Annotated in this window: 22 protein-coding genes and 1 pseudogene; 7 read left to right on the top strand and 16 right to left on the bottom strand. The window is 69.8% G+C overall.

From position 1 onward, the window contains the following. Nucleotides 1–2: 2 nt before the first annotated feature. The gene (locus tag AC1U89_RS18325) at nt 3–2993 is read right to left on the bottom strand and encodes a hypothetical protein (RefSeq protein ID WP_479901086.1); all 2991 of its coding nucleotides are present in this window, start codon (nt 2991–2993) and stop codon (nt 3–5) included. A gap of 111 nt (nt 2994–3104) precedes the next feature. Further along, nucleotides 3105–4490, bottom strand: coding sequence for a glycoside hydrolase family 47 protein (locus AC1U89_RS18320; RefSeq protein ID WP_479901085.1), 1386 nt, complete (start codon nt 4488–4490; stop codon nt 3105–3107). 287 nt (nt 4491–4777) lie between these two features. On the opposite strand from AC1U89_RS18320, the gene AC1U89_RS18315 reads away from it, so the two are divergent. Beyond that, complete coding sequence (locus tag AC1U89_RS18315) at nt 4778–5656, top strand: 3-hydroxybutyryl-CoA dehydrogenase (protein ID WP_479901185.1); 879 nt, start codon at nt 4778–4780, stop codon at nt 5654–5656. Between the two features lie 2 nt (nt 5657–5658). Here AC1U89_RS18315 and AC1U89_RS18310 read toward each other — a convergent pair whose 3' ends face one another. Both AC1U89_RS18310 and AC1U89_RS18305 read right to left on the bottom strand, forming a co-directional pair. Further along, on the bottom strand, nt 5659–6051 hold the full coding sequence (locus tag AC1U89_RS18310) for a type II toxin-antitoxin system VapC family toxin (RefSeq protein ID WP_479901084.1): 393 nt from the start codon (nt 6049–6051) through the stop codon (nt 5659–5661). After that, nucleotides 6048–6332: a type II toxin-antitoxin system Phd/YefM family antitoxin gene (locus tag AC1U89_RS18305; RefSeq protein ID WP_479901083.1), complete on the bottom strand. Its 285-nt coding sequence runs from the start codon at nt 6330–6332 to the stop codon at nt 6048–6050. Before AC1U89_RS18305 ends, AC1U89_RS18310 begins: the two co-directional genes overlap by 4 nt. Before the next feature lie 127 nt (nt 6333–6459). Here AC1U89_RS18305 and AC1U89_RS18300 point away from each other — a divergent pair. The 3 genes and pseudogenes from AC1U89_RS18300 to AC1U89_RS18290 form a co-directional block, all read left to right on the top strand. After that, a pseudogene (locus AC1U89_RS18300) lies at nt 6460–7113 on the top strand (sulfatase-like hydrolase/transferase); the annotation flags it as partial. A gap of 53 nt (nt 7114–7166) precedes the next feature. Continuing rightward, nucleotides 7167–8801, top strand: coding sequence for a sulfatase-like hydrolase/transferase (locus AC1U89_RS18295; protein ID WP_479901082.1), 1635 nt, complete (start codon nt 7167–7169; stop codon nt 8799–8801). Nucleotides 8802–8923: 122 nt separating this feature from the next. Beyond that, on the top strand, nt 8924–10432 hold the full coding sequence (locus tag AC1U89_RS18290; protein ID WP_479901081.1) for an arylsulfatase: 1509 nt from the start codon (nt 8924–8926) through the stop codon (nt 10430–10432). Between the two features lie 19 nt (nt 10433–10451). On the opposite strand, the gene feoB is transcribed toward AC1U89_RS18290, so the two are convergent. The 3 genes from feoB to AC1U89_RS18275 form a co-directional block, all read right to left on the bottom strand. After that, a complete protein-coding gene (gene feoB, locus AC1U89_RS18285; protein ID WP_479901080.1) occupies nt 10452–12344 on the bottom strand; it encodes a ferrous iron transport protein B in 1893 nt (630 codons plus the stop codon). Nucleotides 12345–12348: 4 nt separating this feature from the next. After that, a complete protein-coding gene (locus AC1U89_RS18280) occupies nt 12349–12684 on the bottom strand; it encodes a FeoA family protein (RefSeq protein WP_479901079.1) in 336 nt (111 codons plus the stop codon). A gap of 111 nt (nt 12685–12795) precedes the next feature. Next, entirely contained in the window at nt 12796–13674 is an 879-nt protein-coding gene (locus tag AC1U89_RS18275) for a hypothetical protein (protein WP_479901078.1), read from the bottom strand. Between the two features lie 277 nt (nt 13675–13951). Between AC1U89_RS18275 and tipF the strand changes: the two genes are divergently transcribed. After that, nucleotides 13952–15211, top strand: a complete 1260-nt coding sequence (gene tipF, locus AC1U89_RS18270) for a flagella assembly cyclic-di-GMP phosphodiesterase TipF (protein WP_479901077.1) — start codon at nt 13952–13954, stop codon at nt 15209–15211. A 101-nt stretch (nt 15212–15312) separates the two neighbouring features. Here the strand turns inward: tipF and AC1U89_RS18265 are convergent, their stop codons facing one another. Together AC1U89_RS18265 and AC1U89_RS18260 are read right to left on the bottom strand one after the other, a co-directional pair. Then, nucleotides 15313–16872: an energy transducer TonB gene (locus tag AC1U89_RS18265; RefSeq protein ID WP_479901076.1), complete on the bottom strand. Its 1560-nt coding sequence runs from the start codon at nt 16870–16872 to the stop codon at nt 15313–15315. A gap of 75 nt (nt 16873–16947) precedes the next feature. Next, on the bottom strand, nt 16948–17373 hold the full coding sequence (locus AC1U89_RS18260; RefSeq protein ID WP_479901075.1) for a hypothetical protein: 426 nt from the start codon (nt 17371–17373) through the stop codon (nt 16948–16950). A 145-nt stretch (nt 17374–17518) separates the two neighbouring features. Here AC1U89_RS18260 and AC1U89_RS18255 point away from each other — a divergent pair, with 145 nt between their 5' ends. Continuing rightward, nucleotides 17519–17986: a GNAT family N-acetyltransferase gene (locus AC1U89_RS18255; protein ID WP_479901074.1), complete on the top strand. Its 468-nt coding sequence runs from the start codon at nt 17519–17521 to the stop codon at nt 17984–17986. 204 nt (nt 17987–18190) lie between these two features. Here the strand turns inward: AC1U89_RS18255 and AC1U89_RS18250 are convergent, their stop codons facing one another. The 7 genes from AC1U89_RS18250 to AC1U89_RS18220 form a co-directional block, all read right to left on the bottom strand. Beyond that, a complete protein-coding gene (locus tag AC1U89_RS18250; RefSeq protein ID WP_479901073.1) occupies nt 18191–18340 on the bottom strand; it encodes a hypothetical protein in 150 nt (49 codons plus the stop codon). Between the two features lie 239 nt (nt 18341–18579). After that, nucleotides 18580–19671 (bottom strand): S1C family serine protease, encoded by a 1092-nt coding sequence (locus AC1U89_RS18245; protein WP_479901184.1) that lies wholly within the window; start codon nt 19669–19671, stop codon nt 18580–18582. An 81-nt stretch (nt 19672–19752) separates the two neighbouring features. Then, the gene (locus AC1U89_RS18240; RefSeq protein WP_479901072.1) at nt 19753–20694 is read right to left on the bottom strand and encodes a bifunctional riboflavin kinase/FAD synthetase; all 942 of its coding nucleotides are present in this window, start codon (nt 20692–20694) and stop codon (nt 19753–19755) included. Nucleotides 20695–20704: 10 nt separating this feature from the next. Beyond that, nucleotides 20705–21130 carry a MaoC family dehydratase gene (locus AC1U89_RS18235; RefSeq protein WP_479901071.1) on the bottom strand — a complete coding sequence of 142 codons (426 nt, stop codon included), beginning with the start codon at nt 21128–21130 and terminating at the stop codon, nt 20705–20707. Between the two features lie 52 nt (nt 21131–21182). After that, nucleotides 21183–22043, bottom strand: coding sequence for a TIGR01459 family HAD-type hydrolase (locus tag AC1U89_RS18230; RefSeq protein WP_479901070.1), 861 nt, complete (start codon nt 22041–22043; stop codon nt 21183–21185). Between the two features lie 286 nt (nt 22044–22329). After that, on the bottom strand, nt 22330–23859 hold the full coding sequence (locus tag AC1U89_RS18225; RefSeq protein WP_479901069.1) for a hypothetical protein: 1530 nt from the start codon (nt 23857–23859) through the stop codon (nt 22330–22332). 26 nt (nt 23860–23885) lie between these two features. Continuing rightward, nucleotides 23886–24722, bottom strand: coding sequence for a trypsin-like serine peptidase (locus tag AC1U89_RS18220; RefSeq protein WP_479901068.1), 837 nt, complete (start codon nt 24720–24722; stop codon nt 23886–23888). Between the two features lie 213 nt (nt 24723–24935). Here AC1U89_RS18220 and AC1U89_RS18215 point away from each other — a divergent pair, with 213 nt between their 5' ends. Further along, the gene (locus AC1U89_RS18215) at nt 24936–25415 is read left to right on the top strand and encodes a hypothetical protein (RefSeq protein ID WP_479901067.1); all 480 of its coding nucleotides are present in this window, start codon (nt 24936–24938) and stop codon (nt 25413–25415) included. The last annotated feature ends 212 nt before the right edge of the window (nt 25416–25627 follow it).

Here is a 25627-nt window from a genome sequence, read left to right as displayed (position 1 = left end):
CGCTAGCCGCCCCGCTCGCACCCCAGCACGGCCCCGACCACCAGGGCCAGGGCGCCCGCCACCAGCAGGAGGAACTTGGCCCAGGTCGCGACCTGGGCCGCCCAAGCCGTCCCGCTGCGGGCGCCCTTGGCGATCATCCAGGCCTCGAGCCCGTCCTCGACCAGATCGGCCAGCGCGGCCAGCAGCACCAGCCCGGCCCCGGCCTGGAACATCGGCGTCAGATAGGCATGCAGCGGGGCGCCGGCGCCGGTGACCGGCTGGTTGAGGAACAGCAGCCGGGCCAGCACCACGGCGAAGGCCGCATAGCCGGCGATGAACACCAGGTCGAAGCCGAACGCGGTCCGGACATAGGCGAAGACCTTGGGCTGATCCGCCGACGCGGCCCGCCACCGCGCGACCGCCGCGTCGAACGCCTCGGCTGTCCGCCGCCGCTGCAGGCCCAGGGTGGTGGGCAGCTTCATCCGGCGCAGCTTGCGGTCGGCCCAGCCGATGACGCCGGCGCCGATCGCCATCGCCAGGAGCGCCGCCGCCAGCCACCGCCACAGGTCCTGGCCCTTGGCCTTGCCCGGCGCGGGGCGGGTCTGGCCGCCGACGGCCTGGAGGCCGACGTCCGCCAGGATGTCGCGCAGCCGGGTCTCGGCCAGGCAGGCGCTCTTCATCTTCAGGTCCGGCGCGATCAGCAGCTGGGCCCCTTTCGGCTTGGGTTGGATGCCCAGGGCCTCGTCGGCATGCTGCATGGCGCTCTTGGACAGCGCCCAGTCCATCGGCACCTGGCCGCTGCTGGGCCGGCACAGATGCACCAGGCGATAGGTCGGCGACACGCCMCATTCCCCGGCCTCCTCGGGACCCGCCTTCGGCGCGGCCTCGCCGGGGGCGGGGCGGTCGTCGGGGGCGATGTCGCCGCCGTGGTTGCGCACGGTCTGGGCCAGGGACATGGCGGCCGCCGTGTCGTGCGAGCCGCGCGAGGCGGCCAGGCCCAGCAGCGGCCCCAGCACGTCGGGCGCGAAGTCCTGCGGCTTGGCCTTGAACAGCGGGTTGGGCTCGCAGCCCTCGGGCGGCTTGCCGCCCGGCGGCGTCTCGCAGACCTCGGCCCCCGCCCGGATCAGGTCGGCGGCCGTGTCGTCGCTGTTGGTGGCGTTGTTCAGCTCGATGAAGACCGGCTTGAGCTTGTACCCGCCGGCGTTGGCCAGGCGCAGGGCCGCCGCGGCGACGTCGGCCATCGAGGTCACCCCGCCGCCGTCGAAATAGCCCCCGTCCAGCAGGTGGCCCTGGCTCTGGCGGTTGGCGTCGATCAGGGTCCCGCCCGGGCTGACCAGCGGGAAGCGCGCGCCGTTGTGAATGGCCGTCGAAATCCGCACGTCGCGGCCGGTCAGGGCGTGGAAGTCCACGGCGTTGGGGAAGTCCTCGGGCGTGATGGCGATGTCGGCGGTGATSATCCGCCGGCCGTCCTCCTGCCGCGCGCCGTTGATCATCACGATGGGCAGCCAGGACGGGGCCGGCGCGCCGGCGCGCGGCCGCCACAGCGACAGGAACGGCCGGGTCCACAGGTCGGTCTCGGCGCACCGCGCCTGGCCCGCGCTCTCGTCGCCGGCCCACGCGCAATGCTGCCGCCAGCCGGACTCGAAGCCGGTCTCCAGGGTCTCGGCGCGGTCGGGCAGGACCGGCAGGGCCACGGGCAGGAAGCGCTGGGCCAGGTCGGGGAACAGCAGGCCCGAAATGGCCGGACTCAGATAGTCGATCCCCGCCACGTCGGCCACGCGGTCGGCGAACGGCGCGCCGTCCAGGTCGGGCCGGTCGGCCAGGGTCGAGACATAGGCCATCACCCCCACCGAGCCGCCCGAGACGCTGCTGATGGCGAACACCCGGTCGCTGAAGGGCCGGGGCTGGTCCTTGGTCTCGTACTGCAGCTTGCCCAGGACGTCGGCGGCCCAGTAGCCGGCGCGCGACGCCCCGCCCTGGGCGGCGACGAAGACGATCGGCGTCTCCGGCCCGCCCGGCTGGCACGCCTGCGGCCCCTGGGCCCGGCACCAGGCCTCCAGCCGCATGGCGATGGTGTCCTTGCCGGTCTTGGGGTCGGGACGGTCGGCCGCCGCAGGGGCGACCGGGCGGGCGGGCGGCAGCGGCAAGGCCTGGTCGGCCTCCAGCCGGCGCTGCAGGGTGCGCCGGCCGATCGCGTGGTTGTCGTTGATGAAGCTGAACGCCAGGGCCAGCAACACCAGTCCGGTCAGCACCGGCAGGCGGGTCGAACGGCTGGCGTGAAGCATCGAGGCCAGGGCGGCGGTGATGAAGGCCAGGCCCAGGAAGACCACGCTGATCGCGCCCAGGAACTGCGACGGACCGACCGGCCAGACGCACAGCACCGCCATCGACACGAGGCCCAGGACGAAGGTGCCCCATCGGGTCAGCCGGCTGAGCCGGCGGTTGTCCAGCTGGAAGTATATCGTGACGTGGCGTCGGGCCCAGAGCACGAACACGGCCACCAGGCCCAGGCCGAAGAAGATCCAGGGCAAGGCCCAGAGGTCGACCTCGGCCCGCCAGGTCGCCACCCCGGCGATGAAGAACGGCCCGCCGCCCAGAAGGCGCGGCGTCCACTCGCGCAGCCAGTCGATCAGCTTGGACTGCCGGCGACGGGCGGCGAACGCCTGGGGCTCGCGCCGCCGGTGCTGCTCGATGATGTAGCGGGTCCAGAACCAGCACTGGAAGCCGTAGAAGGCGGTGGCCAGCACCATCCAGCTGGCCTTGCAGGTGTCCGACCCGGCGGTCACCGCCAGGTCCGCGCCCTGCTCCATGAACATCAGCGCCGCGCAGACCACCAGCAGGGCGGCCACGGCCGGCGCGCCGCGGATGGCTTCCAGGTCGGAGACCAGCGCGGCCCAGAACGCCTGGATCGGCGCGAGGCGGCCTTTGAACCGCTTCCAGGCCGAGGCCTTTTCCGGTTGCCCGTTTTCCGGTTGGCCGTTTTCCGGTTGCCCGCCTTCCGATTGATCGTCCATCGCGCCCCGCCCCCCGAGGTCGGCGCTCCAGGGCGCCGTCGCCGGCCAGCCTAACCCAGAGTTGAAGGTTTTCAATCCACGGGGAGGATCACTCTCGCCAAAGGCGCAGACCTACGCCGTCCTGAACCCGCGCAGCACATTGGCCTCGGTGCTCAGTTGCAGCCGGGCGTAGTCGATGCGCGGCGTGTCCGAGAACAGCAGGTAGTAGTACTTCATCTGCTCGGACCACCAGTAGCCGGGGCAGTTGTCGCCCTGGGTCATCGGCCGGGTGGTGATGTCCTTCAGGGCCGTGTAGCCGAAGGCCGCGCGGCTGGTGGCCTTCATCTCGCGATAGTGGATGGCGGCCAGCCTGCGATAGCGCTCGTCGCGGTCGCCCAGCCACAGGTTCAGGCAGGCGTCGGGATATTCCGGGCGCAGGCCGGTGTGCTTGCGGCGCGGCTGGGCCGTGGTGACGTCGATGGACTCCGGGATCACCCCGAAGGTCTGCTGGAGGTAGGTGAACGAGGCCAGGTAGTCGTCGCCCTGGGCCTTGCGCCCCACCTGGCCCAGCAGGCCGGCATAGTAGCAGGCCAGCTCGCTCTGGGCCGTGGCGGTCACCGCCCCGGTCTCGAAGTCGACCATCGGGAACCACAGCCGGCCGTCGTAGCGCTTGGCCTGATGGGCCAGCTGGGCGTCGACGCACTCGACCGCCCAGCGCTTGCAGTCCTTGTCGCCGAACAGCTCCCAGGCGTCCCACAGGTACTCGTAGAAGCTGTCGGCATAGACGTCGATGCTGGCGTTACGGCTGGTGAAGTCGCCGGTCACGGCATGGATGTTGGCCGCCATCAGGCCGATCTTCGAGCGGCGGTCGAGGGCGTGGCGCATGGCCCGCTTGGCCATGTCGAAATACTTCCGGTCGCCGGTCAGCTGGCTGAGCACGCCGAACTCCGACAGGTAGGTGCCGATCTCGGCCAGGTTGGTCTCCGGGTCGCTGACCGCCCCGGTGCGCAGGTTCACGTAGCGATACGGCAGGCCGTGGGGCGAGGCCTCGAAGGCCTTGGCCAGGCGGTCGGCCAGGTCGCGGGCCTTGGCCAGCAGCACGGGATCGCCGCAGGCCAGGTGGGCCGACAACAGCCCGCCGACCAGGCGGATGTTGGTCTCGAAGACCTGGGCATTGCCGTCGACGTCGAAGTCGAGGCTGGACTTCACCCAATCGACGCCCGCCTGGAACTCGGCGTCCAGCCCCATGATCCACAGGGTGTCCAGCGCCTCGACCAGCGACAGGCCCAGGTCGTGGCCCTCGACGAAGAACGACGACGACGTGCCGCTGACCGGATTGATCTCGTCCTTGCCCCAGGCCTTGGCGACATAGCCGCGCCAGGCCCACTGGAACTCGGACCGGACATCGGCGGCCAGGGCCTTCCAGTCCTCGGCGGGCGCGGCGGCGAAAGCGGGGGTCGCGGCGGCCGCGGCGACCAGGGCCAGGGCGTGGCGGCGGGAGGGGCGGAGGCTGTTCATGAAGCGGAGCCTATCTCCCATTGTTGTCATCCCGGAAGCCTCGAAGAGGCTGTCCGGGACCCAGGGGACTGGGCGAAGGCCTCGCGGCTCACCTAGGTCCCGGACAAGCGCTTCGCGCTTTCCGGGATGACAACCGCATTCACAACCTTGAAGGGGGAGCCCTGCGGCCTTTCCGCTGCGTCGCAGCAAAGCCTTGGCGACGACGGGGTTCGTCGTGCTAGAAAAGCCGGCATGAACTCGGGCACGGCGCGCGACGCCCTGCCTCGCCTCGAACAAGGCTAGTCTGAATKACGGATATCAAGACGGTCGGCGTGATCGGCGCCGGCCAGATGGGGTCGGGGATCGCTCATGTCGTCGCCCTGGGCGGCTACGACGTGCGCCTGCACGACGTCTCGCGCGAGCGCATCGACGCCGGCCTGGCCCTGGTCGAGAAGAACATGGCCCGCCAGGTGCACCGCGGGATCATCGACCAGGACGCGATGGACGCCGCCCTGAAGCGGATCACCCCCGCCGAGGACCTGGCCCTGGTCGGCGCCACGGACCTGGCCATCGAGGCGGCGACCGAGAACGAGGAGATCAAGAAGTCGATCTTCCGCGGCCTGCAGCCCCACCTGGGCCCCAACACCCTGCTGGCCTCGAACACCTCGTCGATCTCGATCACCCGACTGGCCAGCGCCACCGACCGCCCCGAGCGGTTCATCGGCCTGCACTTCATGAACCCCGTCCCGCTGATGAAGCTGGTCGAGATCATCCGCGGCATCGCCACCGACGTGCCGACCTACGAGCGGGCCGTGGCCTTCGCCAAGTCGCTGGGCAAGATCACCAGCAACGCCGAGGACTTCCCCGCCTTCATCGTCAACCGCGTGCTGGTGCCGATGATCAACGAGGCGATCTACACCCTGTACGAGGGGGTCGGCACGGTCGACGCCATCGACACCGCCATGAAGCTGGGCGCCAACCATCCGATGGGCCCGCTGGAGCTGGGCGACTTCATCGGCCTGGACACCGTGCTGAGCATCATGAACGTGCTCTACGAGGGCCTGGCCGACAGCAAGTACCGCCCCTGCCCGCTGCTGGTGAAGTACGTCGAGGCCGGCTGGCTGGGCAAGAAGACCGGCCGCGGCTTCTACGACTACCGCGGCGACGTGCCGGTCCCGACGCGGTAGAGCTACCAGGCGGTCGACACCTTCCACCTTCTGCAGGCCGTCGACAGCACCTCATCCTTGGTGACCAAGATAAGATCGCGGCGTGCGGCCTGCGCCGCGATCGTCCTATCCCACGGATCTCGATGGACTTGGTCGAGACGGGCGGCGTGAAAGCTGTCGTGGGCGTCTATCGGCAGCCACTCGAAACCAAACATCGGAATGGTGTCGGGGATGTTCGCTGGAAAGCGATGGAGCGACCTGTCTCGATTGCGCTTGTATTCGATCTCGTAAGCGCTCGCTGCGCTCACCCAGAGGCGTCGTTCGCGATCACCGATACAGGCCCTGGCCCACTCCGAAAGCCTTCTCGGATCGAGCAGCCACCAGATCACCGCGTGCGTATCGAGCAGGACGTTCATTCGTCAGACGGCAGCGGCCGATAGAAGTCATCCTCGTCGCGCGATTCCGCCAACTCGATGAATTCAGGATCCGGATGAAAGAAAAGGTCGGGATCGTCCATCGGCCCTAAATGAGCCAGAGCTCCCGGAATACGATCTCGTGGTTTCACCACGGGCTCGGGCGGACGAACAATCGCGATTGTTTCCCCGCCTCGCGCCAACGTCACCTCCTGCCCTGCCTCGATGTAGGCAAGAAGTTCAGCCAGATCGGCCAGTTCGTCGATATCGACCCGGACTGTCATGACGCGAGCTTAACACCGGAACACAACCAGAACAACACCCACCCTTCCCGCGCACCCGGACCGCGAGACCCGGAATGCCGAGACCGCCGAATAGGGTGTTTCCCCCGCGCCCGGAGGGGTTCGCCCAATGGCGTTTTTCCCCTGGACCGGCCGAATTCTCCCCCTGGCCCGCAGCCCGCCAGGGAGCCCCGCCGTGTCCACGCCCGACCACCTTCCGCGCCCCGATTTCCACTTCACCGGCCAGGTCGGCCGGACCTTCAAGGACTCCGATCCGGCCCAGTTCCCCCAGCCCGTGCAGCCGCCGCAAGGCGCGCCCAACATCGTGCTGATCCTGCTGGACGACGTGGGCTTCGGCCAGTTCTCGACCTTCGGCGGCGGGGTGCCCTCGCCCACCATGGACCGGCTGGCCGAGGAGGGGATCCGCTACAACCGCTTCCACACCACGGCCCTGTGCAGTCCGACGCGGGCCGCCCTGATCACCGGCCGCAACCACCACTCGGCCACCTTCGCCGGCATCACCGAGGCGGCCACGGGCTTCGACGGCTACACCTGCGTGCTGCCCCGGAACTGCGGCACGGTGGCCGAAGTGCTGCGCCAGAACGGCTACATGACCGCCTGGATCGGCAAGAACCACAACACCCCAACCTGGGAGACCAGCCCCGCCGGCCCGTTCGACCGCTGGGCCAACGGCCTGGGCTTCGACTACTTCTACGGCTTCAACGCCGGCGACATGAACCACTGGCACCCGGTGCTGTACGAGAACCACAACCTGGTCCCGGCCTCGGACGACCCCGACTACCACCTGACCGAGGACCTGGCCGACAAGGCCGTCGAGTGGGTCCGGCGGGTCAAGAGCATCGCCCCGACAAGCCCTACTTCCTGTATGTCGCGCCCGGCGCCACCCACGCGCCGCACCAGGCCCCCAAGGCCTGGATCGACCGGTTCAAGGGCCAGTTCGACGACGGCTGGGACGCCTATCGTGAGAAGACCCTGGAGCGGCAGAAGGCGCTGGGCGTGGTCCCGCCCGACACCCAGCTGACCGAACGCTCCAAGGGCCTGCCGGCCTGGGACGGCCTGAACCCCGACCAGAAGCGCCTCTACGCCCGGATGATGGAATGCTTCGCCGCCTACGGGGCCCAGGTCGACGAAGCCATGGGCCGGGTGGTCGACGCGGTGAAGGACCTGCCCGACGCCGACAACACCGTCATCCTCTACATCGCCGGCGACAACGGATCATCGGCCGAGGGGGGGCTGGAGGGCTCGCTGAACGAGAACCTGTTCTTCAACGGCTTCCCGGAAACCTGGCAGGACAATCTCAAGGCCATCGACGAGCTGGGCGGGCCCAAGCACTTCAACCACTTCCCCTCGTCCTGGGCCCACGCGATGAACACGCCGTTCCAGTGGACCAAGCAGGTGGCCAGCCACTTYGGCGGCACCCGCAACCCGCTGATCGTCAGCTGGCCCAAGGGCATCAAGGACAAGGGGGCCCTGCGCGACCAGTTCCTGCACGTGATCGACATCGTCCCCACCCTCTACGAGTGGGCCGGGATCACCGCGCCGCTGGAGCTGAACGGCGTGGCGCAGAAGCCCATCGAGGGGATCAGCTTCGCCTTCACCACCGGCGACGCCAAGGCGCCCAGCCTGCGCCGCACCCAGTACTTCGAACTGGGCTGCAACCGCGGCCTCTACCATGACGGCTGGATGGCCTCCGCGCCGTCGTTCGTGCCCTGGGAGCCGACCCGCGACGAGAACTGGAATCCCGACAAGGCCGTCTGGGAGCTCTACAAGGTCGACGAGGATTTCTCCCAGGCCCGGGACCTGGCCAAGGACCATCCCGACAAGCTGCGCGAACTGCAGGACCTGTGGTGGGCCGAGGCCTCGAAGTACAGCGTCCTGCCGCTGGACTGGCGGGCCACGATCCGCATGAACGCCGAGGCCATGGGCCGCCCCAGCCTGATCGGCAAGCGCACCAGGGCCATCTACTACGAGGGCATGACCGCCCTGCCCGGCGCGGCCTGCCTGCCCATGCTCAACAAGTCCTGGACCATCACCGCCGAGGTCGACCTGCCGGACGACAAGGCCAGCGGCATGATCGTCACCCAGGGCGGATCGGAGGGCGGCTACGGCCTCTATCTGCGCGAGGGGCGCCCGGTGTTCGTCTACAATTTCCTGGGCCAGGAGCGGCCCACCTTCGCCGGCGAAGCGGCCCTGCCGGCGGGCAGGACGACGATCGAGGTGGCCTTCGACTACGACGGCGGCGGCATGGGCAAGGGCGGCGCGTTCACCCTGAAGGCCGGCGGCAAGAAAGTCGCCGGCGGGCGGATCGAGCGCTCCGTGCCGATCCAGTTCGCCATCTTCGAGGGCCTGGACATCGGCCTCGACACCGGCTCGCCCGTCGACTGGACCTACAAGCTGCCGTTCCGGTTTACCGGCAAGGTCGAGAAGGTGACGATCGAACTGGGGAAGTGAGGGCGGGAGGCCTGGGGAAATCGCGGGCCGCGAAGTCGGGAATTTCGCCGATGTCCCGCTAGGGCGGGCTCCCGGATAGTCGCCTCGCGCGCCCAGTCCCTGGCGCGCCGAAGGAGGCGACCATGCCCGGCGGCAAGCCCAACATCCTGTTCATCATGGCCGACGACATCGGCTGGTTTAACCCCAGCTGCTACCACGGCGGGGTGATGGGCTACGAGACGCCCAACATCGACCGCATCGCCAAGGGAGGCGCGAAGTTCACCGACTTCTACGGCCAGCAGAGCTGCACCGCCGGCCGGGCCTCGTTCATCACCGGCCAGTCGCCGATCCGCACGGGCCTGACCAAGGTGGGCATGCCGGGCGCGACCCTGGGGCTCAGCGCCGAGGACCCCTCCGTCGCCCAGTTCCTGAAGGCCTACGGCTACGCCACCGGCCAGTTCGGCAAGAACCACCTGGGCGACCGCAACGAGCACCTGCCCACCGTCCACGGCTTCGACGAGTTCTTCGGCAATCTCTACCACCTCAACGCCGAGGAGGAGCCGGAGTACCCGAACTACCCCGAGGACCCGGCGTTCCGGAAACGCTTCGGCCCGCGCGGCGTGATGAAGTGCAAGGCGTCCGAGACCGACGACGCCACGGTCGACGAGCAGTTCGGCCGCGTCGGCAAGCAGGTGATCGAGAACACCGGCCCGCTGACCAAGAAGCGCATGGAGACGGTGGACGAGGAGTTCATCGGCGCGGCGCTGGATTTCATGGACCGCAAGACCAAGGCCGACGAGCCCTGGTTCTGCTACTTCAACCCGACCCGCATGCACGTCTTCACCCATCTGAAGCCGTCGTCGGTCGGGGTCACGGGCCTGGGCCTCTATCCCGACGGCATGGTCGAGCTGGACGGCTATGTCGGCCAGCTGCTCGACAAGCTGCAAGAGCTCGGCGTCGCCGACGACACCATCGTTGTCTTCACCACCGACAACGGCGCCGAGGTGCTGTCCTGGCCCGACGGCGGGACGACGCCGTTCCGGGGCGAGAAGGACACCAACTGGGAGGGCGGCTGGCGCATCCCGTGCGTCGTCCGCTGGCCCGGCGTGGTCGAGCCCGGCCGCGTGATCACCGAGACCGCCGCCCTGCTCGACTTCATCCCGACCTTCGCGGCGGCCAACGGCGAGCCGGACCTGGTCGAGAAGGTCAAGGCGGGTCACGAGATCGGAGGCAAGACCTTCAAGGTCCATCTCGACGGGGTGAACCTGCTGCCTTTCCTGAAGGGCGAGACCAAGGAACCGCCGCGCGCGGGCTTCCTCTACTGGAGCGACGACGGCGACCTGATGGCCATCCGCTTCGGCCGCTTCAAGCTGGTGTTCAGCGAGCAGCGGGCCAAGGGGCTGGAGGTGTGGCGCGAGCCGCTCACCTCGCTGCGCATCCCCCGCCTCTTCGACCTGCGGGCCGACCCATTCGAGCGCGGCGAGGAGAGCTTCAAGTACAACGACTGGTTCGTCGAGAACGTGCCGTTCCAGTACGCCGCGCAGGTCGTCGTCCACGAGTGGCTGGAGAGCTTCAAGGAATTCCCGCCGCGCGCCAAGTCGGCCAGCTTCAGCATCGACCAGATCGTCGAGGCCCTGATGCCGAAGAGCTAGGGCGTGAGGGCGGGCCTCCTCAGCCCGCCCCCATCCCCACGGCCACGTGGTAGACGACGAACGAGGCCAGGTAGGCCAGGGCGGTCATGTAGACGAACATCACCGTCGGCCAAGTCCAGCCGTTGGTCTCGCGCTTGACCACGCCCAGGGTGGCCATGCACTGCGGGGCGAAGACGTACCAGGCCAGGAACGACAGGGCCGTGGCCAGCGACCACTGGTGCGACAGCAGGGTGCTGAGCGCCTCGTGGGAGTCGGCGTCGCCGCCCACCGCGTAGACCGTGCCCAGGGCCGCCACCGCCACTTCGCGCGCCGCGAAGCCGGGGATCAGGGCCACGGTCATCTGCCAGTTGAAGCCGATGGGCTCCATGACGGGGGCGATGAAATGCCCGATGCGGCCGGCCAGGCTGTAGTCGATGGCCGGTCCGGTCGCGCCCTCGGGCGGATAGGGGAAGGTCGACAGCACCCAGACCACGATCATCAGCGGCAGGATGATGCGACCGGCGCGGCTGAGGAAGATCTTGGCCCGGGTCCACAGGTTCATCGCCACGTTGCGCGGCTCGGGCCAGCGATAGGTCGGCAGCTCCATCATGAAGGGCTCGACCGTGCCCCGCCAGAACACCCGGCGGATCACGAACGACACGACCAGCGCGCTGACGATGCCGGCGGCGTAGAGCCCGAACATCACCAGGCCCTGCAGGCTGAGCACGCCCCAGACCTTGGTGTGCGGGATGAAGGCGGCGATGATCAGGGTGTAGACCGGGATGCGCGCCGAGCAGGTCATCAGCGGCGCGACCAGGATCGTCGTGAGCCGGTCCTGCTTGTTGTCGATCACCCGCGTGGACATGATCCCGGGGATGGCGCAGGCGAAGCTGCTGAGCAGCGGGATGAACGCCCGGCCGTGCAGGCCCGCCCCGCCCATGATCTTGTCCATCAGGAAGGCCGCGCGGGTCATGTAGCCGCTGTCTTCCAAGAGCAGGATGAAGAAGAACAGGATCAGGATCTGGGGCAGGAAGACCAGCACGCTKCCCACCCCGGCGATCAGGCCGTCGGTCAGGAAGCTGGACAGCAGGCCCTTGGGCATGTGGTCGCCGATGAAGGCGGCCAGGGCCTGGAAGCCCCCGTCGATCGCGTCGGCCGGCACCGTGGCCCAGGTGAACACCGCCTGGAACATCACGAACAGCAGGGCGAACAGGATCAGCAGGCCGCCGACCGGGTTCAGCAGCACCGCGTCGACCTTGCCGGTGACGGTGTCGGGGCGCTCGGGCGGCTTCACGCTGGCCTTGAAGATGCGCTGGGCCTCGGCGTGGGCGGCGCGGATTTCGGCGGCGGTCGGCTCGCGCCAGACGTTGTCGTGCGCGCCCCCTTCTTCGACAAGTTTGGCGTGGCTGGCGGCCAGGGCGCTGGCCTTCTCGACCAGCTCGTCCAGTCCGCGCTTGCGGGTGGCCACGGTGGTGGCGATCGGCGCGCCGATCTCCTGGGACAGCCGCTCCAGGTCGATGCGCAGGCCCTGGCGCTGGGCGATGTCGAACATGTTGAGGGCCAGCACGAACGGGCGGCCCACCTGCTTCAGCTCCAGCACCAGGCGCAGCACCAGGCGCAGGTTGGTGGCGTCGGCCACGCAGATCAGGACGTCGGGCGCGGCTTCGCCCGACAGCTTGCCCAGCACCGCGTCGCGGGTGACGATCTCGTCCGGGCTGCGGGCGCGCAGGGAATAGGTGCCGGGCAGGTCCAGCACGTGGGCGCCGCGGCCGCCGGGCAGGGTCAGCACGCCCTCCTTCCGCTCGACGGTGACGCCGGCGTAGTTGGCGACCTTTTGGCGGCTGCCGGTCAGGGCGTTGAACAGGGCGGTCTTGCCGGAGTTGGGATTGCCGACCAGCGCGAGGCGCGCGGGACGCAGGACGGTGTCGGTCAAGACCTCAGGCCTCTTCGAAACGGACGGTGACGGCGGCGGCCTCGCGGCGGCGCAGGGCCACGCGCATGTCGTCGATGCGGACGGCGATGGGGTCGCGGCCGAACAGGCCCTCGTGCAGCACCTCGAACGCGGCGCCCTCCACGAAGCCCATCTCCAGCAGGCGGCGCTCCAGCTCGTCCGGGTCGATCGACTCCGATCGGCCCGTCTCGCCGCCCACCCGCACGATCACGCCGCGCTGGCCCTTGCCGGCCTTGCTCAGCGGGCTTTCAGCGCCGCGCGCGCCCGAGGGCGCGGCGGCGAGGTCGGAGATTTCGGGGGCTAGGCTGAGAGCGTCGGACATGATCGCACCGGAAAAACTTGCGAACGATTATCAGTCCAAGGTCACGCTGTCATGCGGCGATTGAAGGGCGGCGCGACATCGCGGTGGGACCCGATGTCGCGCCTCCGCGCCCTAGGCGTTGAAGACCACGGCCGCCGGACCGTTGCTGACGCCCGCCGAATTGGCGACCGCGCTCTCGGTCGACCAGTTCCCGTCGGCGTCCACCGAGTGGTAGAGGAAGCCGCCCGGCTGGTCGCGACGCTGGTACAGCAGATAAAGGCTGCCGTTGTAGACGACCGCCGCCGGGGTCGAGATCTGGCCGACGGTGCCGGGGATCACGGCGTCGTCCGACCAGCTGGTCCCGTCAAAGGTCTTGTAGACGAACTGCCGGCTGGGCTCGGAGAACACCACCCAGAGCTTGCCGTCGAAGCCCGCCGCCCCGACCCCGTCGATCACGCCGGGGGTGTTGTCGACCTGGGTGGTCTGCCACAGGGCGCCGTCGTAGGCGGCGTACCACAGCCGGGTCTGGTTGCGGGGATCGCGCCCCTCGCCGCCCCGCACCAGGACGTAGATCTTGTTGTCCCACACCGCCGCCGCGGGGGTGCCCAGGGTGTCGAAGGCGGCGGGCTCGGACTTGATGTACTCGTCCGGGCCCCAGTTGGTCCCGTCGAACGTCTTGCAGCGCAGCGCCGGGTCGTTGGGGATGGTGTGGAAGAGGTAGATCTTCTCGTTGTAGGTCACGGCCGCGACGCCGGCCGCCAGCCCGCCGGTGTTGGGCACCTGGGCCTCGTCGCTGAACGTGTCGCCGTCGTCGGTGGAGACGTAGTAGAAGATGCCGCCGCGCCCGTAGAACAGGTAGAGCACGCCGTTCAGCACGGCCGCGCCCGGCGTGGCGTCGATCCCGCCCTGGTTCTGGACCGACTGCTCGTTGGACCAGTCGTCGTCGTTCAGGCTTTGGTACACGAAGCCGTTGCTGTTGGCCGTGCGGTGGAACGTGTAGAGCTTGTCCATCGCTGGTTTCCTCCCGACGGGCCGGCGTCGTAGGACGCCCGTCGCCCCGCCTTGTTGGCGCACTCGTCATGCGCGCGGCGGAGGAAAGCACCGCCCATAGGGCGAGTCTGTCCCGCGAAATAGCGACAGGGCGCGGCGCCCGCCGCCCGGCCCCGCGCGTTCACGAACAGATGATTTGTGGTTAAGGCGCGGCGTAATGGCTCAGAGTCGTTAATCTGTTCGACTCACGGCCAGCGCGACTCGCATACTGAGCTTGACGATTCGTAGGGACCCTCGAATGCGAAGGCTGATGCTGGCGCTGCTGACCGGCGCCTATCTTACCCTGGCCTTGATTGTCTCCCTCGTTGTTTCGAACAGGGGAGCGGCGCCGGCTATCGGCGTCGCGGCCTTCACCGGGACGATGGGCCTGTGCTTCGCCATCCACGCCGTGATCGCCAACGTCCTGCAGGGCGCGGCCCTGCGCGTCGACATCGAGACCATCCGCGAGGCCCATGGCATCCTGCTGGAGCAGGTCGAGAAGGTCGACGCCCGCATCAGCGGCCTGCTGGAGAGCGTCGCCGACGACGCCCAGCGCCGTTCGGCCGAACTGACCAGCGAGGTCCACCAGCTGGAAGACCTGGTCGTGCGCATGAGCGAGCGCCTCGAGCACCAGCTGAGCTACCAGGTCGAGGTGGCCCGCGCCGCGCCGCGCGGCCGCTCGCCCCAGTCGACCGCCCTGATCGAGGTGGTGCAGGACGCCCTGGCCGAGAACCGCGTCGACCTCTACCTGCAGCCGGTGGTCAGCCTGCCCCAGCGCCGCACCGTCTTCTACGAAAGCTTCTCGCGCCTGCGCGACGAGACCGGCCGCGTGATGATGCCGGCCGAGTACCTGGCCGTGGCCGAGCCCGAGGGCCTGACCGCCGCGATCGACAACCTGCTGCTGTTCCGCTGCGTGCAGATCGTCCGCCGCCTGGCCAAGCAGGACCGCAAGGTCGGGATCTTCTGCAACATCTCGCTGGCCAGCTTGGCCGACGAGGCGTTCTTCGCCCAGTTCCTGGAGTTCCTGCAGGTCAACAAGGACCTGCACGGCGCCCTGATCTTCGAACTGGGCCAGGCCGCCTTCAACGACCGCGGCCCGGTCGAGGCCCGCCACATGGCGCGTCTCGCGAGCCTGGGCTTCCACTTCAGCCTCGACAAGGTCACCGACCTGGACCTGGACTTCCAGGACCTGGCCCGGGCCGACGTCAAGTTCCTGAAGGTCGGCGCCCAGATGATCATGGATCAGCTCGAGGAGCAGGACGGCAAGCTGGTGCTCGCCTCGCTGCCCGACCTGAACGCCGAGGACTTCGCCGGCCTGACCCGCCGCTACGGCATCGAGGTGATCGCCGAGAAGGTCGAGGAGGAGCGCCAGGTCGCCGAGGTGCTGGAGCTCGACATCGGCTACGGCCAGGGCCACCTGTTCGGCGAGCCCCGCGCCATCCGCGACTCGATCATCGCCGAGGCCGACCCGCCCCAGGACTTCATGCGCGGCGCCCTGCGCCGGCGGGCCGGGCGGTAGGGTTCAGCGCGGCACGGCGAAGCTGAACGGGATCACGACCGGCTCGCCGGTGATCGTCCCGTCGACGCTCTCGGGGCTGTAGCGGAAAAGCCGGCTCACCTTCAGCGCCGCATCGCCGAARCCGTATTCGAGCGGCGATTCCGACAGCACCTGGCAGCTTTCCAGCCCCCCCTCGCCCCGATGGCGCAGCTCATCTTGGCTGTGCCGCCGACCTCCATCCGCTGCGCGCGATCCGGATAGTACCGCGCCATGTCTTCCCCGTTCGGCGTCCGCAGGGGAGTGTTGGGGCGGTAGTCGATCACCCCCGGCGCGACGACGGGCGCAACCGGCGCGGCGGCGACCAGCCACGGCGGCGTGTACGGGCCCGTGGCGACGTTCAGTTCGACCGCCGATCCGATCGTCGAATGTCCTTCCTTGGTCCATGTGCGCGTCCTGATCCCCTTCAGGTTCTCGAGCGCCTGGCGCGCCACCTCCGGGTCCGAAGGGATGCTTTCCAGCACCGCGCAGGCCTCCAGTTCGCCCCCCTGGGCGACCTGGCAGCGCAGGCGCGAGCGTCCGGCGATGGGCGACGGCGGCGGCGCGATGAGTGCGGGCGGCGCCTTGTCCTTGCCCCGCTTGCCCGCCTTTCCCTGGGGCGCGGCCGGCGTACTCCCCGGGAAGGGGTTGGTCAGCCAAACCCAGTCGACCGCGCCGGGGCTCTGGTCGAAGGCGACCGAAAAGGAGATGCGGCTGGAATAGGCGGACGGCCTGGCTCTGAACCGGTCCGCAAGCGCCAGGGCCGCCGCCCCGAACCCTTCGCCGACGGGCGACTGCGCCAGGACGCGGCACTCACGCAGTTCGCCGGCCGGGGCCTGTGTGCAGGTGAGGCGAGCGGCGCCCGCCACGCCCCGGGCCTTGGCCGACGCCGGATAGGCCGCCTGGACCTGGGCTGGGGTGGGAACGGCGGTCCATTCGCCCGGCGTCGCGCCCTCGCCTTCGAACGGACGGCAACGGGCGTCGCAGCTGAAACCGACCATGATGGGGATCGACATCGCCGCCGGCGCGCCCGCCTTGCGTCCGGGCGTGAACCGATGGAGCGGCGCCAGCTTTAGGGCGGCCTCGCCGAAGCCCAGCCCGACCTGGCTTTCCCGGCCCAGCGTGCAGGCGGTCGTCCGCCCCTCGACCGTCACCGTGCACCACAGGCTGGCCCAGCCTTCGACGCCGCTGAAGCGCGCGGCGCGCGGCCAGGCGTCGTAGAGGGCGTCCAGCGACGGCCCGTCGATCCTCGCCGGGAGCCGATACTCCACCCCGGCCGCGTGGATCGGGTTGTTCTCGGGTAGCCTGAACGGGATCAGGAACGGTTCGGACCGGACGAGGCCGGGATCGGGGTTCTTGGGGCCGCCGACTTCATAGCGCTTGATCAGGGCCAGGGCGGCCGGGCCGAAGCCCGCGCCGGCGGGGCTTTCCGAGATCAGCGCGCAGGACCAGAAGCTGGCGCCGTAGGTCTGGCAGGCCACCACCGCTTCGCCTTCAACGCCCTTGGCCCGGGCTTCCGGCGGATAGACCGCCTGGACCTCCTGGCCCCGCAGGCGGAACTCCGGCTGGCCGGTTCCTTCCTGGGCCGCCGCGCGCCCAGCCAGGCAAGCCGCGACCACCGCCGCCAAGACGCCAAAACGCTTCATCGAGCCCCCCGTCCCAAAGTCACGCTTGCAACCTAAGGGGCAGTCAGGGTGGCGACAAGCACCTGGCGAAGGCCGTCAGGCCACCGGACCCTTGTTTCGCGCGGGCGGGCTCGCGGCCGGATCGGCCGGGGGAGCGGTCTGAGGGCTCGCGCCTTGGGGGGACGACGCCGAGCCCCACTGGGTCCCGCTGGAAAACTCGAGGCTCACCCCGGCCTTGGCCGCGGCCTTGCCCAGGTCGATCAGCTCGGGGGCCGGCGCCGCACCGACCTTGATGAAGATGGCGCGTTCACGGCCGTCGGGGAGCTTCTCGACATGCGCCTGGACCGGCGCCTTCAGCAGCTTGTGCTCAGCGATCAGGGCCTCGACCTTGTCGACCGGGCCGGTCAGCACGACCTTGGTCGTCGTGGACCCCTGCCCGCAGCCGGCCAGCAGGCAGGCGACCGCCAGGGCCGTGGCCGTCAGGACGGAGCGGAGCATGGGCTTGGCGTCGGATCGGGCCATGGAAACCTCGTCACGGAAGGGCGCAGCTTGGACCGGCCGCGCGACGGCGGCAACCGTCGCTCCTGGCGACTATCGCGGTGTCTGGACAGACCGGCCGAACGCGGGCCTGTTCCCGGCTCACGCCAACCGACACGTCCGCCCGCCCATGCTGATCGAAGCCACCGACGCCCACTTCGCCGCCCTGATCGCCGGACGGGCCCCCGACGGCTTGGCGGTCGCCGAAGGCGGGGTCGAGACGCCGGAGGTGCTGGCCATGCTGCGCGGCCTGTCGGCCGAGGTCGGCGAGAGCTTCCAGCCCAACGCCTGGCTGATCGTCGAGGACGGCGAGGTGGCGGGCCTGACCTCGCTGGTCCGCACGCCCTATGTCGGCGACACGGTGATGATCGGCTACGGCGTCGCCGCCTCGCGCCGGGGCCGCGGGATCGCCCGCCGGGCCGTGGCCGAGCTGCTGGCCTGGGCGCGCTCCGACTGGCGCGTCACCACCGTCACCGCCGAGACCGCGATCCACAACGCCGTCTCCCAGCGCGTGCTGGAAGCCAACGGCTTCACGCGCACGGGCCAGCGCACCGACGACGAGGACGGGGAGCTGGTCTGCTGGGCGGTGGGGGTCTAGCGCGCATTCGCACTCCCCCACCCCTCATCCTCCACCGCCGTCATCCTCGGACTTGTTCCGAGGACCCCTGGTTCAGCCGCGAAGAAGGATGATCCGTGGAGCTGTGAGGTCGCCGCTCAACCGTCCAACGACAAACCGGCGGACAGAGGGGTCCTCGGAACAAGTCCGAGGATGACGGACGTGGTGGTGGGTAGTGCGGTGCAGCTACCGCCGCGCCAGGCCGTCCAGCATCCATAGCGCCGCCAGGGTGCCGAACAGCACGGCCAAGGCCGAGAGCAGGAACATCCGCAGGCCCTGGGCCAGGGCGACGCTGAGGGTGGTCAGGGCGGCGACGGCCCAGGCCGAGGCCAGCACCTTGCCTTCCAGCGAGGTCAGGATCGGTTTGGGAGGCAGGAGGAAACGGACGGCGCGCCAAGTCTTTCGCCACAGACGTCTTGCTCGAACCCCAAGCCGCACGAGAGAGCCCCTCCACACTGACGGCAAAAGTGTAGGGGTGAGCGCCGGTTGCGTCCACGGGGAAAAACAACGTTATCCGTGTTTTCTCGATCTTTTCGACACGGCCTTGCCGGTTAGTGTCGTGCCGCCGACGATGTTCAACCGCGCTTGCGCGCCCGAGGGGTAATCGTCACCGTCATCAGCTTGCCCTGGCGGATCAGGACGAACGGCGCGGGTTTGTCGATGCTGTGGTGGTCCAGGGCGCGCAGCAGGTCGTCCAGGCCGGTCAGGGGCGCGCCGCCGGCGCTGATCAGCAGGTCGCCCTCGCGCACCCCGGCCTTGGCGGCGGGACCGCCGGCGTCGACCTGGGCCACGAACACCGCATAGCCCTGGGTCACGCCCGTGGCGCGGGCCAGGCCGGGCGGGATCGGGGCCTGCTGGGCGACCAGGCCGATCGAGCCGCGCCGCACGTGGCCGTGGGCGAGCAGCTCGGCGATCACGAAGCTGGCGGTGTTGGAGGCCACCGCGAAGCACAGGCCCTGATAGCCGGCGATGATCGCCGTCGCGATCCCCACCACCTCGCCGTTGGAGGCGACCAGCGGGCCGCCGCTGTTGCCGGGATTGAGGGCGGCGTCGGTCTGGATCAGGTCCTCGATCAGCCGGCCGCGCTCGCCGCGCAGGGACCGGCCCATGGCCGAGACCACCCCGGTGGTCACCGTCGCCTCGAAGCCCAGCGGGGCGCCGATGGCGATCACCAGCTGGCCGCGCCGCAGGGCCTTGGAGTCGCCCAGCCGCGCCACCGGCAGGTCCAGCCTCTGGTCCAGTTGCAGCAAGGCCAGGTCGGTGTCGGGATCGTCGCCCACGCAGCGCGCCGTCACGCTGCGGCCCTCGGCGGTGATGACGATGAAGCGGCTGGCCCCCTGGACCACGTGGCTGTTGGTCAGGATCAGGCCGTTCGGCGCGATGGCKAAGCCCGAGCCCACGCCCTGCATGCGCGGGTCCTCCATCATCGGATGGATGCGCACGACGCTGGGCCCCACCGCCTCGACGGCGCGCACCACGGCGTTGGAATAGGCGTCCAGCAGGCTGTCGTCCGACGGCGGGATCACGCAGAACGGCGGCTGTTCGCCCGCGTCGAGCACGAAGACCGCCTCGGACTCCTGGTCCGGATAGGCCAGAATCTCGTGCCCGCGCGGCGCCTTGGGCCGCCGGGCCTTGGCGAACATCTGGTACTTGCGCGCTTTCAAGATCCGGCCCCCGCCCCGTGCACGGCGAAGGTTAACAACGTTACGAGGCCGCCGCCTAGCCCTTCTCCCCTTGCGGGAGAAGGATCAGAACGCCGGCGCCACGATGGCCCGGGCGGCCTGTTCGTCGCGGAGGATCTGCTCGACCATCAGCTCGATGCTGCCGAACTTCAGTTCGGGGCGCAGGAAGGCGATCAGGTCGGTTTCGATGACCTGGCCGTAGAGGTCCTCGTCGAAGTCGAACAGCCAGGTCTCCAGCCGGGTCTCGACCTCGCCGGTGGTGGGGTTGTTGCCCAGGTTGGCCACGCCCGGCACCTCGCGGCCGTCGGGCAGGCGGGTGCGGGTGGCGTAGACGCCCAGGCGCGGCACCACATAGTCCTCGACCTCGACATTGGCCGTGGGGAAGCCCAGCTGGCGGCCCAGCTGCTGGCCGCGGCGGACCACGCCCTCGATGGCGAACGGCCGGCCCAGGATGCGGGCGGCGCCCTCGGGATGGCCGTCGCGCAGGGCGTCGCGCACGCCCGTGGACGAGAACTTCTCGCCCTCGCGATTGGCCACCGGCTCGGCCACCGAGACCGAGAAGCCGTACTCTTCGCCGTACTTGCGCATCAGGTCGGCGCTGCCCGTGCGGCCCCGGCCGAACGAGATGTCGAAGCCGACGGCCACGTGCTTCACGCCCAGCCCGGCCACCAGCACCTTCTCGACGAACTCGCGGTCGCCGAAGCTGGCCATCTCGAAGTCAAACGGCAGCAGGTACAGCAGGTCCACGCCCAGGGCCTCGAGCGCTCGGGCCTGCTGGTTGTGGGTCATCAGCTTGAACGCCGGCTCGGTGGGGCGGAACAGCCGGCGCGGGTGCGGGTCGAAGGTGACCACGCCCAGCGGGGTCTTGGACTCCCGCGCCGCGTTCGCCGCCTGGGCGATCACCTGCTGGTGGCCGCGATGCACGCCGTCGAAATTGCCCAGGGCAACGCAGGCGCCCCGCTCGCTGTCGGGCAGGTCCTTCCAGCCGTGGATCGTCTTCAGGCGCATCGAGGACACCCTAGGCCGCCTTTCGCGGGACGAGGACCACGGCCTCGCCGCCGACCACCGCCTTGCCGTTCACCAGGCAGCTGGTGTCCAGGGTGACGCGGGCCTTGGCCTCGTCGATCGCCGTCACGGTGACCCGCGCGACCACTTCCGCGCCGATCTTGACCGGGCGCTTGAAGGTCAGGGTCTGGGACAGATAGACCGCGCCGGGACCCGGCAGGGTCGTGCCCAGCACCGCCGAGATGTAGCCGGCCGACAGCATGCCGTGGGCGATGCGCTCGCCGAAGGAGGTGGTCGCGGCGTAGTCGGCGTCCAGGTGCACGGGATTGGTGTCGCCGGTCACCTGGGCGAAGGCGACGATGTCGGCCTCGGCCACGGTACGGACCAACTCGGCCGACTGGCCGACGCTGAGGTCCTCGAGAAACAGTCCGTGCATCACGCCCCTCTTGTTCTTGTACTCCGGGCCGACCTTAGCGGCCGGCCGCCGATCCCTACCAGACCAGATCGCCCATGGCGTGGGTCGCGCCAACCTGTTCGGCGGCCAGCAGGCCCTCGACCTTGGTCGGGTCCAGCTTGCCGTCGGGGCCGACCGCGGCCGCGCCGTGGATGCCCTTGGCGATGAACAGGCAGGCCAGGCCCTGGTCGTGGGCGCCTTTGACGTCGGTGATCACGCCGTCGCCGATGCACAGCACCCGCGAGCGGTCGACCGGGCCGCCCTTCAGGGCTTCGGCTTCGGCCAGGGCCAGGTCGTAGATCGGGCCGTAAGGCTTGCCGGCCATCAGCACCTGGCCGCCCAGGGTCTCGTACAGGTCGGCCAGGGCGCCGCCGCAATAGATCAGCTTGGAGCCGCGCTGAACCACCCGGTCGGGATTGGCGCAGATCAGGGTCAGGCCGCGCTCGGCGGCGATGGCCAGGCGGTCGGTGTAGTCGGCGGGGGCCTCGTTCTCGTCGTCGACCATGCCGGTGACGGCGACGAAGGCGGCGTCCTGGGGACCGGCGGTCTCCAGGCCCAGGCCGTCATACAGCGGCATGTCGCGGTCGGGGCCGACGATCCAGGCCGGACCCGGCGCGCGGGCGGCCAGCAGGGTGCGGGTCGCGTCGCCCGAGGTCACGAAGGCGCTCCAGGCCTCGCGCGGCACGCCCAGGCTGTCCAACTGCTCGACCACGGCCTCCGACGGGCGCGGCGAGTTGGAGATCAGGATCACCGGCCCGTGGTGTTTGCGCCACTCGACCAGGGCCTGGCAGGCCTCTGGGAAGCTCTCGACCCCGTTGTGAATGACGCCCCAGACGTCGCACAGCAGCACGTCGTAGCGGTCGGCGAGGGCGGAAAGGCCAGTGGGCAGATCGGTCATGGACAGGGGCGGTACCGGGCGGAGACGGATGCGTCAACGGTAGCGCATGTAGGGACGCGGGGGCGCGGGGGCGAGGGGAAGGATGCTGGTGAAGGGATGAGCTTTGCTGGCCTCCCCCAACCGTTGTCATCCCGGAAGCCCCGCAGGGGCTGTCCGGGACCCAGGGGACTGGGCCGAAGCCGTGCAGCCGCCCCTGGGTCCCGGACAAGCGCTGCGCGCTTTCCGGGATGACAACCGTTAGGGAGCGATGGCGACGCTTAGGAGTGGCTGACGCGCGCCCCCTCCCCTACCAGTTGAAGCCCTGGTCTTCCCGGGCCTCCTTGATCTGGTCCTGGAACTCCATGCCGAACGACCAGGCGAACTCGGCCGGGAAGTTGGTCCGCCGCAGGGCGCGGCCGTACTGCGGATATTCGGCGGCCATCGAGGCGGTGTAGGTGTCGTTGAAATAGGTCTCGCGGTTCTTCAGCTCGTTCCAGGTGACCGAATACTGGTGGCAGCCGATGCAGTTGGTGCGGCCGTTGCCGGTGTGGTGCTCCAGGTTCGGATTGCTGCACCAGGTGGTGACCTTGTCGTAGGGGGCCGGGTTCCGCTGCTCGGTCGCGCCGTCGTAGGCGGCCTTGATCGCCGAGGCCAGGCCGGGCTGGCCGCTCTCATAGGGGCCCCAGGGCTTGGGGTCGGCCTCGTTGAAGGCCGTGGTCACGCACATCTTGTAATGCGACCAGACCCCGCCGTTGAACTTGGCCAGGGCGGCCGGGCGGTCCTGGCCAAAGTCCTCGTCGGGCTTGGGGCTCCACCACAGCGAAATCCAGATCCATTCGCGGGTATCCTTGGTCGAGAAGTGGATCGACTTCAGGCCGTACACCTTCCCGTCGGTGGTCTGGACCGCGTAGATGCCGTTGGTCGTCACCGGCTCAAGGGTGGGCTTGGGCCAGCTGCCGCCCTTCAGCACCGCGGTGATCGCCGGGGCGTCGGTGGCGTGGGCGCTGACCTTGGGATCGGCGCCGTCGATCTCGTCCCAGCTGGTCTTGACCATCACCGCGCTGCGCGGGAACTCGTCGACGCAGGGCGAGAACTGGCTGGCGCTGGGCGGCGGCTGGTTCCACGGGATCTTGTTGGAGCAGGTCTCGATGCCCTGGGCCTGGGCCAGGACGTGCTCGACGAACGCCGGGCTGAACAGGGTGAAGCCCCGGCCCAGTTCCTCCTCCGGCGCGCCGCGGTCGAAGCCCTCGGACTGCTTGAGCACCTGGGTCAGGTTGGCCGAGACCAGGCTGCGGGCCAGGTTCTTGTCGGGGCCGCTCTGCGCCATCACCTCGTGGGCGATCTCGGCGCGGGTCTTCTTGCAGGCGGCGTCGGCCTTGCAGGCCGCCAGCTGGGCGATGAACAGCTTGATCTTCTGGTCGACCTCGGGATTGGCGCTCATCCCTTCGTACCAGGTGTGCCACAGGGGCACCTCGTAGGTCTTGCCGTCCACGGTCAGCTTCTGCGGCTCCAGCAGGGCCTCGACGATGCTCCAGGCGGTCTTGCGGCGGTCGGCCATCGAGGCCTCCAGCCGGTCGAACAGCGCCTTGGGATCCTCGGCGACGGGGGTGTAGTCCTTGCCGCGCCCGATCAGCAGCCGCCCCAGGGGCGAGGCCTCGCCGGCCTGCGGGTTCAGGCCCTTGGCGGTCAGGAACTGCACCGGCGCGCCCTCCCCGGCCGGCGGCGCCTCGGCCGTGGTCCCGCCCGGCCCGCAGGACGCCAGCAGCGCACTAATGAGAGCCAGTGGCGCGGCCAGGGCGGCCAGCAGGGGGATCCTCGTTCTCGAAGGTGCGGACATGGGAGCGTTTCCTCGAATGGGGCGGCTTACCCGCCTTGCCAGGTTTGGATCAGTCGCAGGTGGTCGGGGGTGAGCAGGGCGCCGGAATTGACGCCGGGCCCGACCTCGGCCGGGGTGGCGTCGGCCTCGTAGCCGTGCACGGCGACCACGGTCGGGGCGGCGGCGTCGCCGATCCAGACCGGGCCGCCGCTCTGGCCGTCGGTGGTGTCGATCTCGTAGTAGAGCCGGCCGTCCAGGCCGGCGCGGACCGGGCCCTTGGCCACCAGCAGGTGCTCGTAGCTGCCGGCGTATTCCGGATAGCCGGAGACCACGGCCGAGGTCCGAGGCAGCGTGGCCGGGTCGACGGCGTCGTACCGCATCCAGCCCACCCGCTCGCCGACCGGCTCGTCCAGGTGGACGCAGCCGATGTCGTGAGCCCGGTCGCGGCCGGCCAGCCAGGACGGGGCGCAGTCGAAGCGCGTGGAGACCGCCTCGCCGAACGGCCGCTTGTTCCAGCTCTGGCCGGGGATCACCGTCACCCGTCGGGCCCAGCCGCCGAAGGCCGGGTTGTTCAGGCAGTGGCCGGCCGTGACCACGATGGAGGGGCCGGCCAGCCAGCCGGTGCCGTTGAACACGCCGGTCGCGGTCTCGATCCGCAGGGCGCAGACCATCCGCCAGGGCGCGGCCGTGGTGGTCAGCTCGACCCGGCGACGGTCGCGCGGGCCCAGGATGCTGAACATCCGGGCGCGACCGGCGGGCGCCCGCGAGGGCGGCTCCGGCGCCAGCAGCGGCGCCAGGGTTCCCTCCGATCCCGCCGCGAGGGCGTTCTCCACCGCGTCCGGCGACGGGGCGGCCGGCCTGGAACTGGACCCGGATCGGTTCATGGCGCCCCCGCCTGCTGCGTGCGTCGCCCCCCAGCCAATCAGRTATCGGGACGCAATTCAACTTACAAGGGCGTCGCGCTATTCTTTCGCCATGGGTTGAACCAACGGCCGCTACGGCCTTCCCCCCGCCGGATCGAGGGAACGGCCCGAGTGCGGGGATCGGGCGGACGGCGCACCTTGCGGTCAGTGCAATCCCGACCGAGGTCCCTCGTCATGAACTCCACCGTCCGCGCCCTCGCGGCGCCTGTCCTGGCCGCCTTCGCCCTGGCGGCGACCTCGGCCCCCGTCCTCGCCGGCGGCGCCGACCCGGCCAAGAAGGGCTCGGTCTCGCAGGAGGCCACCGGGGCCATCGAAATCCACGGCGGCGGCGTCGCCCTGGGCGTCGGCGTCAGCTGGGGCAAGGGCACCCTGACCTATCGCGGCGAGAAGCACGCCCTGAAGGTCAACGGCCTGTCGGCGGTGGACATCGGCGCCAGCGGCTTCACGGCCAGCGGCACGGTCAGCAACCTCAAGCAGCTGTCCGACATCGAGGGCACCTACCAGGCCGCGTCGCTGGGCGCGACGGTGGCCGGCGGCGGCAGCGTCTCGACCATGAAGAACGACAAGGGCGTGATCATCAAGGTCAACGCCACCAGCCGCGGCCTGCGCCTGACGGCCGCGCCGTCGGGGGTGAAGATCCAGCTGGCGAAGTAGGGCGGCGCCTGAAACCCCTCTCTCATAGAGAGAGGGAGGGGCCCGCCGCCGCAGGCGGTGGGAGGGTGAGTGGTTTCACCGCCCACCGGCAAATCCAGAGCCGTTCAGCGCCTTCGATGAAGCCGCCGACACAGGCCGCGTCGCCAGCGCTTCATCCTGAGAGATTGTAACCACTCACCCTCCCACCGCTTCGCGGCGGGTCCCTCCCTCTC

Source organism: Caulobacter sp. 05T431, from assembly GCF_056665975.1.
This window is presented reverse-complemented; position numbering and strand designations above follow the sequence as displayed.

Bases quoted from the DNA above. Each gene is read 5' to 3' on its own strand.
- AC1U89_RS18320 (WP_479901085.1), bottom strand. From the start codon at position 4,490: ATGAACAGCCTCCGCCCCTCCCGCCGCCACGCCCTGGCCCTGGTCGCC.
- AC1U89_RS18310 (WP_479901084.1), bottom strand. From the start codon at position 6,051: ATGAACGTCCTGCTCGATACGCACGCGGTGATCTGGTGGCTGCTCGAT.
- AC1U89_RS18305 (WP_479901083.1), bottom strand. From the start codon at position 6,332: ATGACAGTCCGGGTCGATATCGACGAACTGGCCGATCTGGCTGAACTT.
- AC1U89_RS18290 (WP_479901081.1), top strand. From the start codon at position 8,924: ATGCCCGGCGGCAAGCCCAACATCCTGTTCATCATGGCCGACGACATC.
- AC1U89_RS18280 (WP_479901079.1), bottom strand. From the start codon at position 12,684: ATGTCCGACGCTCTCAGCCTAGCCCCCGAAATCTCCGACCTCGCCGCC.
- AC1U89_RS18275 (WP_479901078.1), bottom strand. From the start codon at position 13,674: ATGGACAAGCTCTACACGTTCCACCGCACGGCCAACAGCAACGGCTTC.
- tipF (WP_479901077.1), top strand. From the start codon at position 13,952: ATGCGAAGGCTGATGCTGGCGCTGCTGACCGGCGCCTATCTTACCCTG.
- AC1U89_RS18260 (WP_479901075.1), bottom strand. From the start codon at position 17,373: ATGGCCCGATCCGACGCCAAGCCCATGCTCCGCTCCGTCCTGACGGCC.
- AC1U89_RS18255 (WP_479901074.1), top strand. From the start codon at position 17,519: ATGCTGATCGAAGCCACCGACGCCCACTTCGCCGCCCTGATCGCCGGA.
- AC1U89_RS18240 (WP_479901072.1), bottom strand. From the start codon at position 20,694: ATGCGCCTGAAGACGATCCACGGCTGGAAGGACCTGCCCGACAGCGAG.
- AC1U89_RS18230 (WP_479901070.1), bottom strand. From the start codon at position 22,043: ATGACCGATCTGCCCACTGGCCTTTCCGCCCTCGCCGACCGCTACGAC.
- AC1U89_RS18225 (WP_479901069.1), bottom strand. From the start codon at position 23,859: ATGTCCGCACCTTCGAGAACGAGGATCCCCCTGCTGGCCGCCCTGGCC.
- AC1U89_RS18220 (WP_479901068.1), bottom strand. From the start codon at position 24,722: ATGAACCGATCCGGGTCCAGTTCCAGGCCGGCCGCCCCGTCGCCGGAC.
- AC1U89_RS18215 (WP_479901067.1), top strand. From the start codon at position 24,936: ATGAACTCCACCGTCCGCGCCCTCGCGGCGCCTGTCCTGGCCGCCTTC.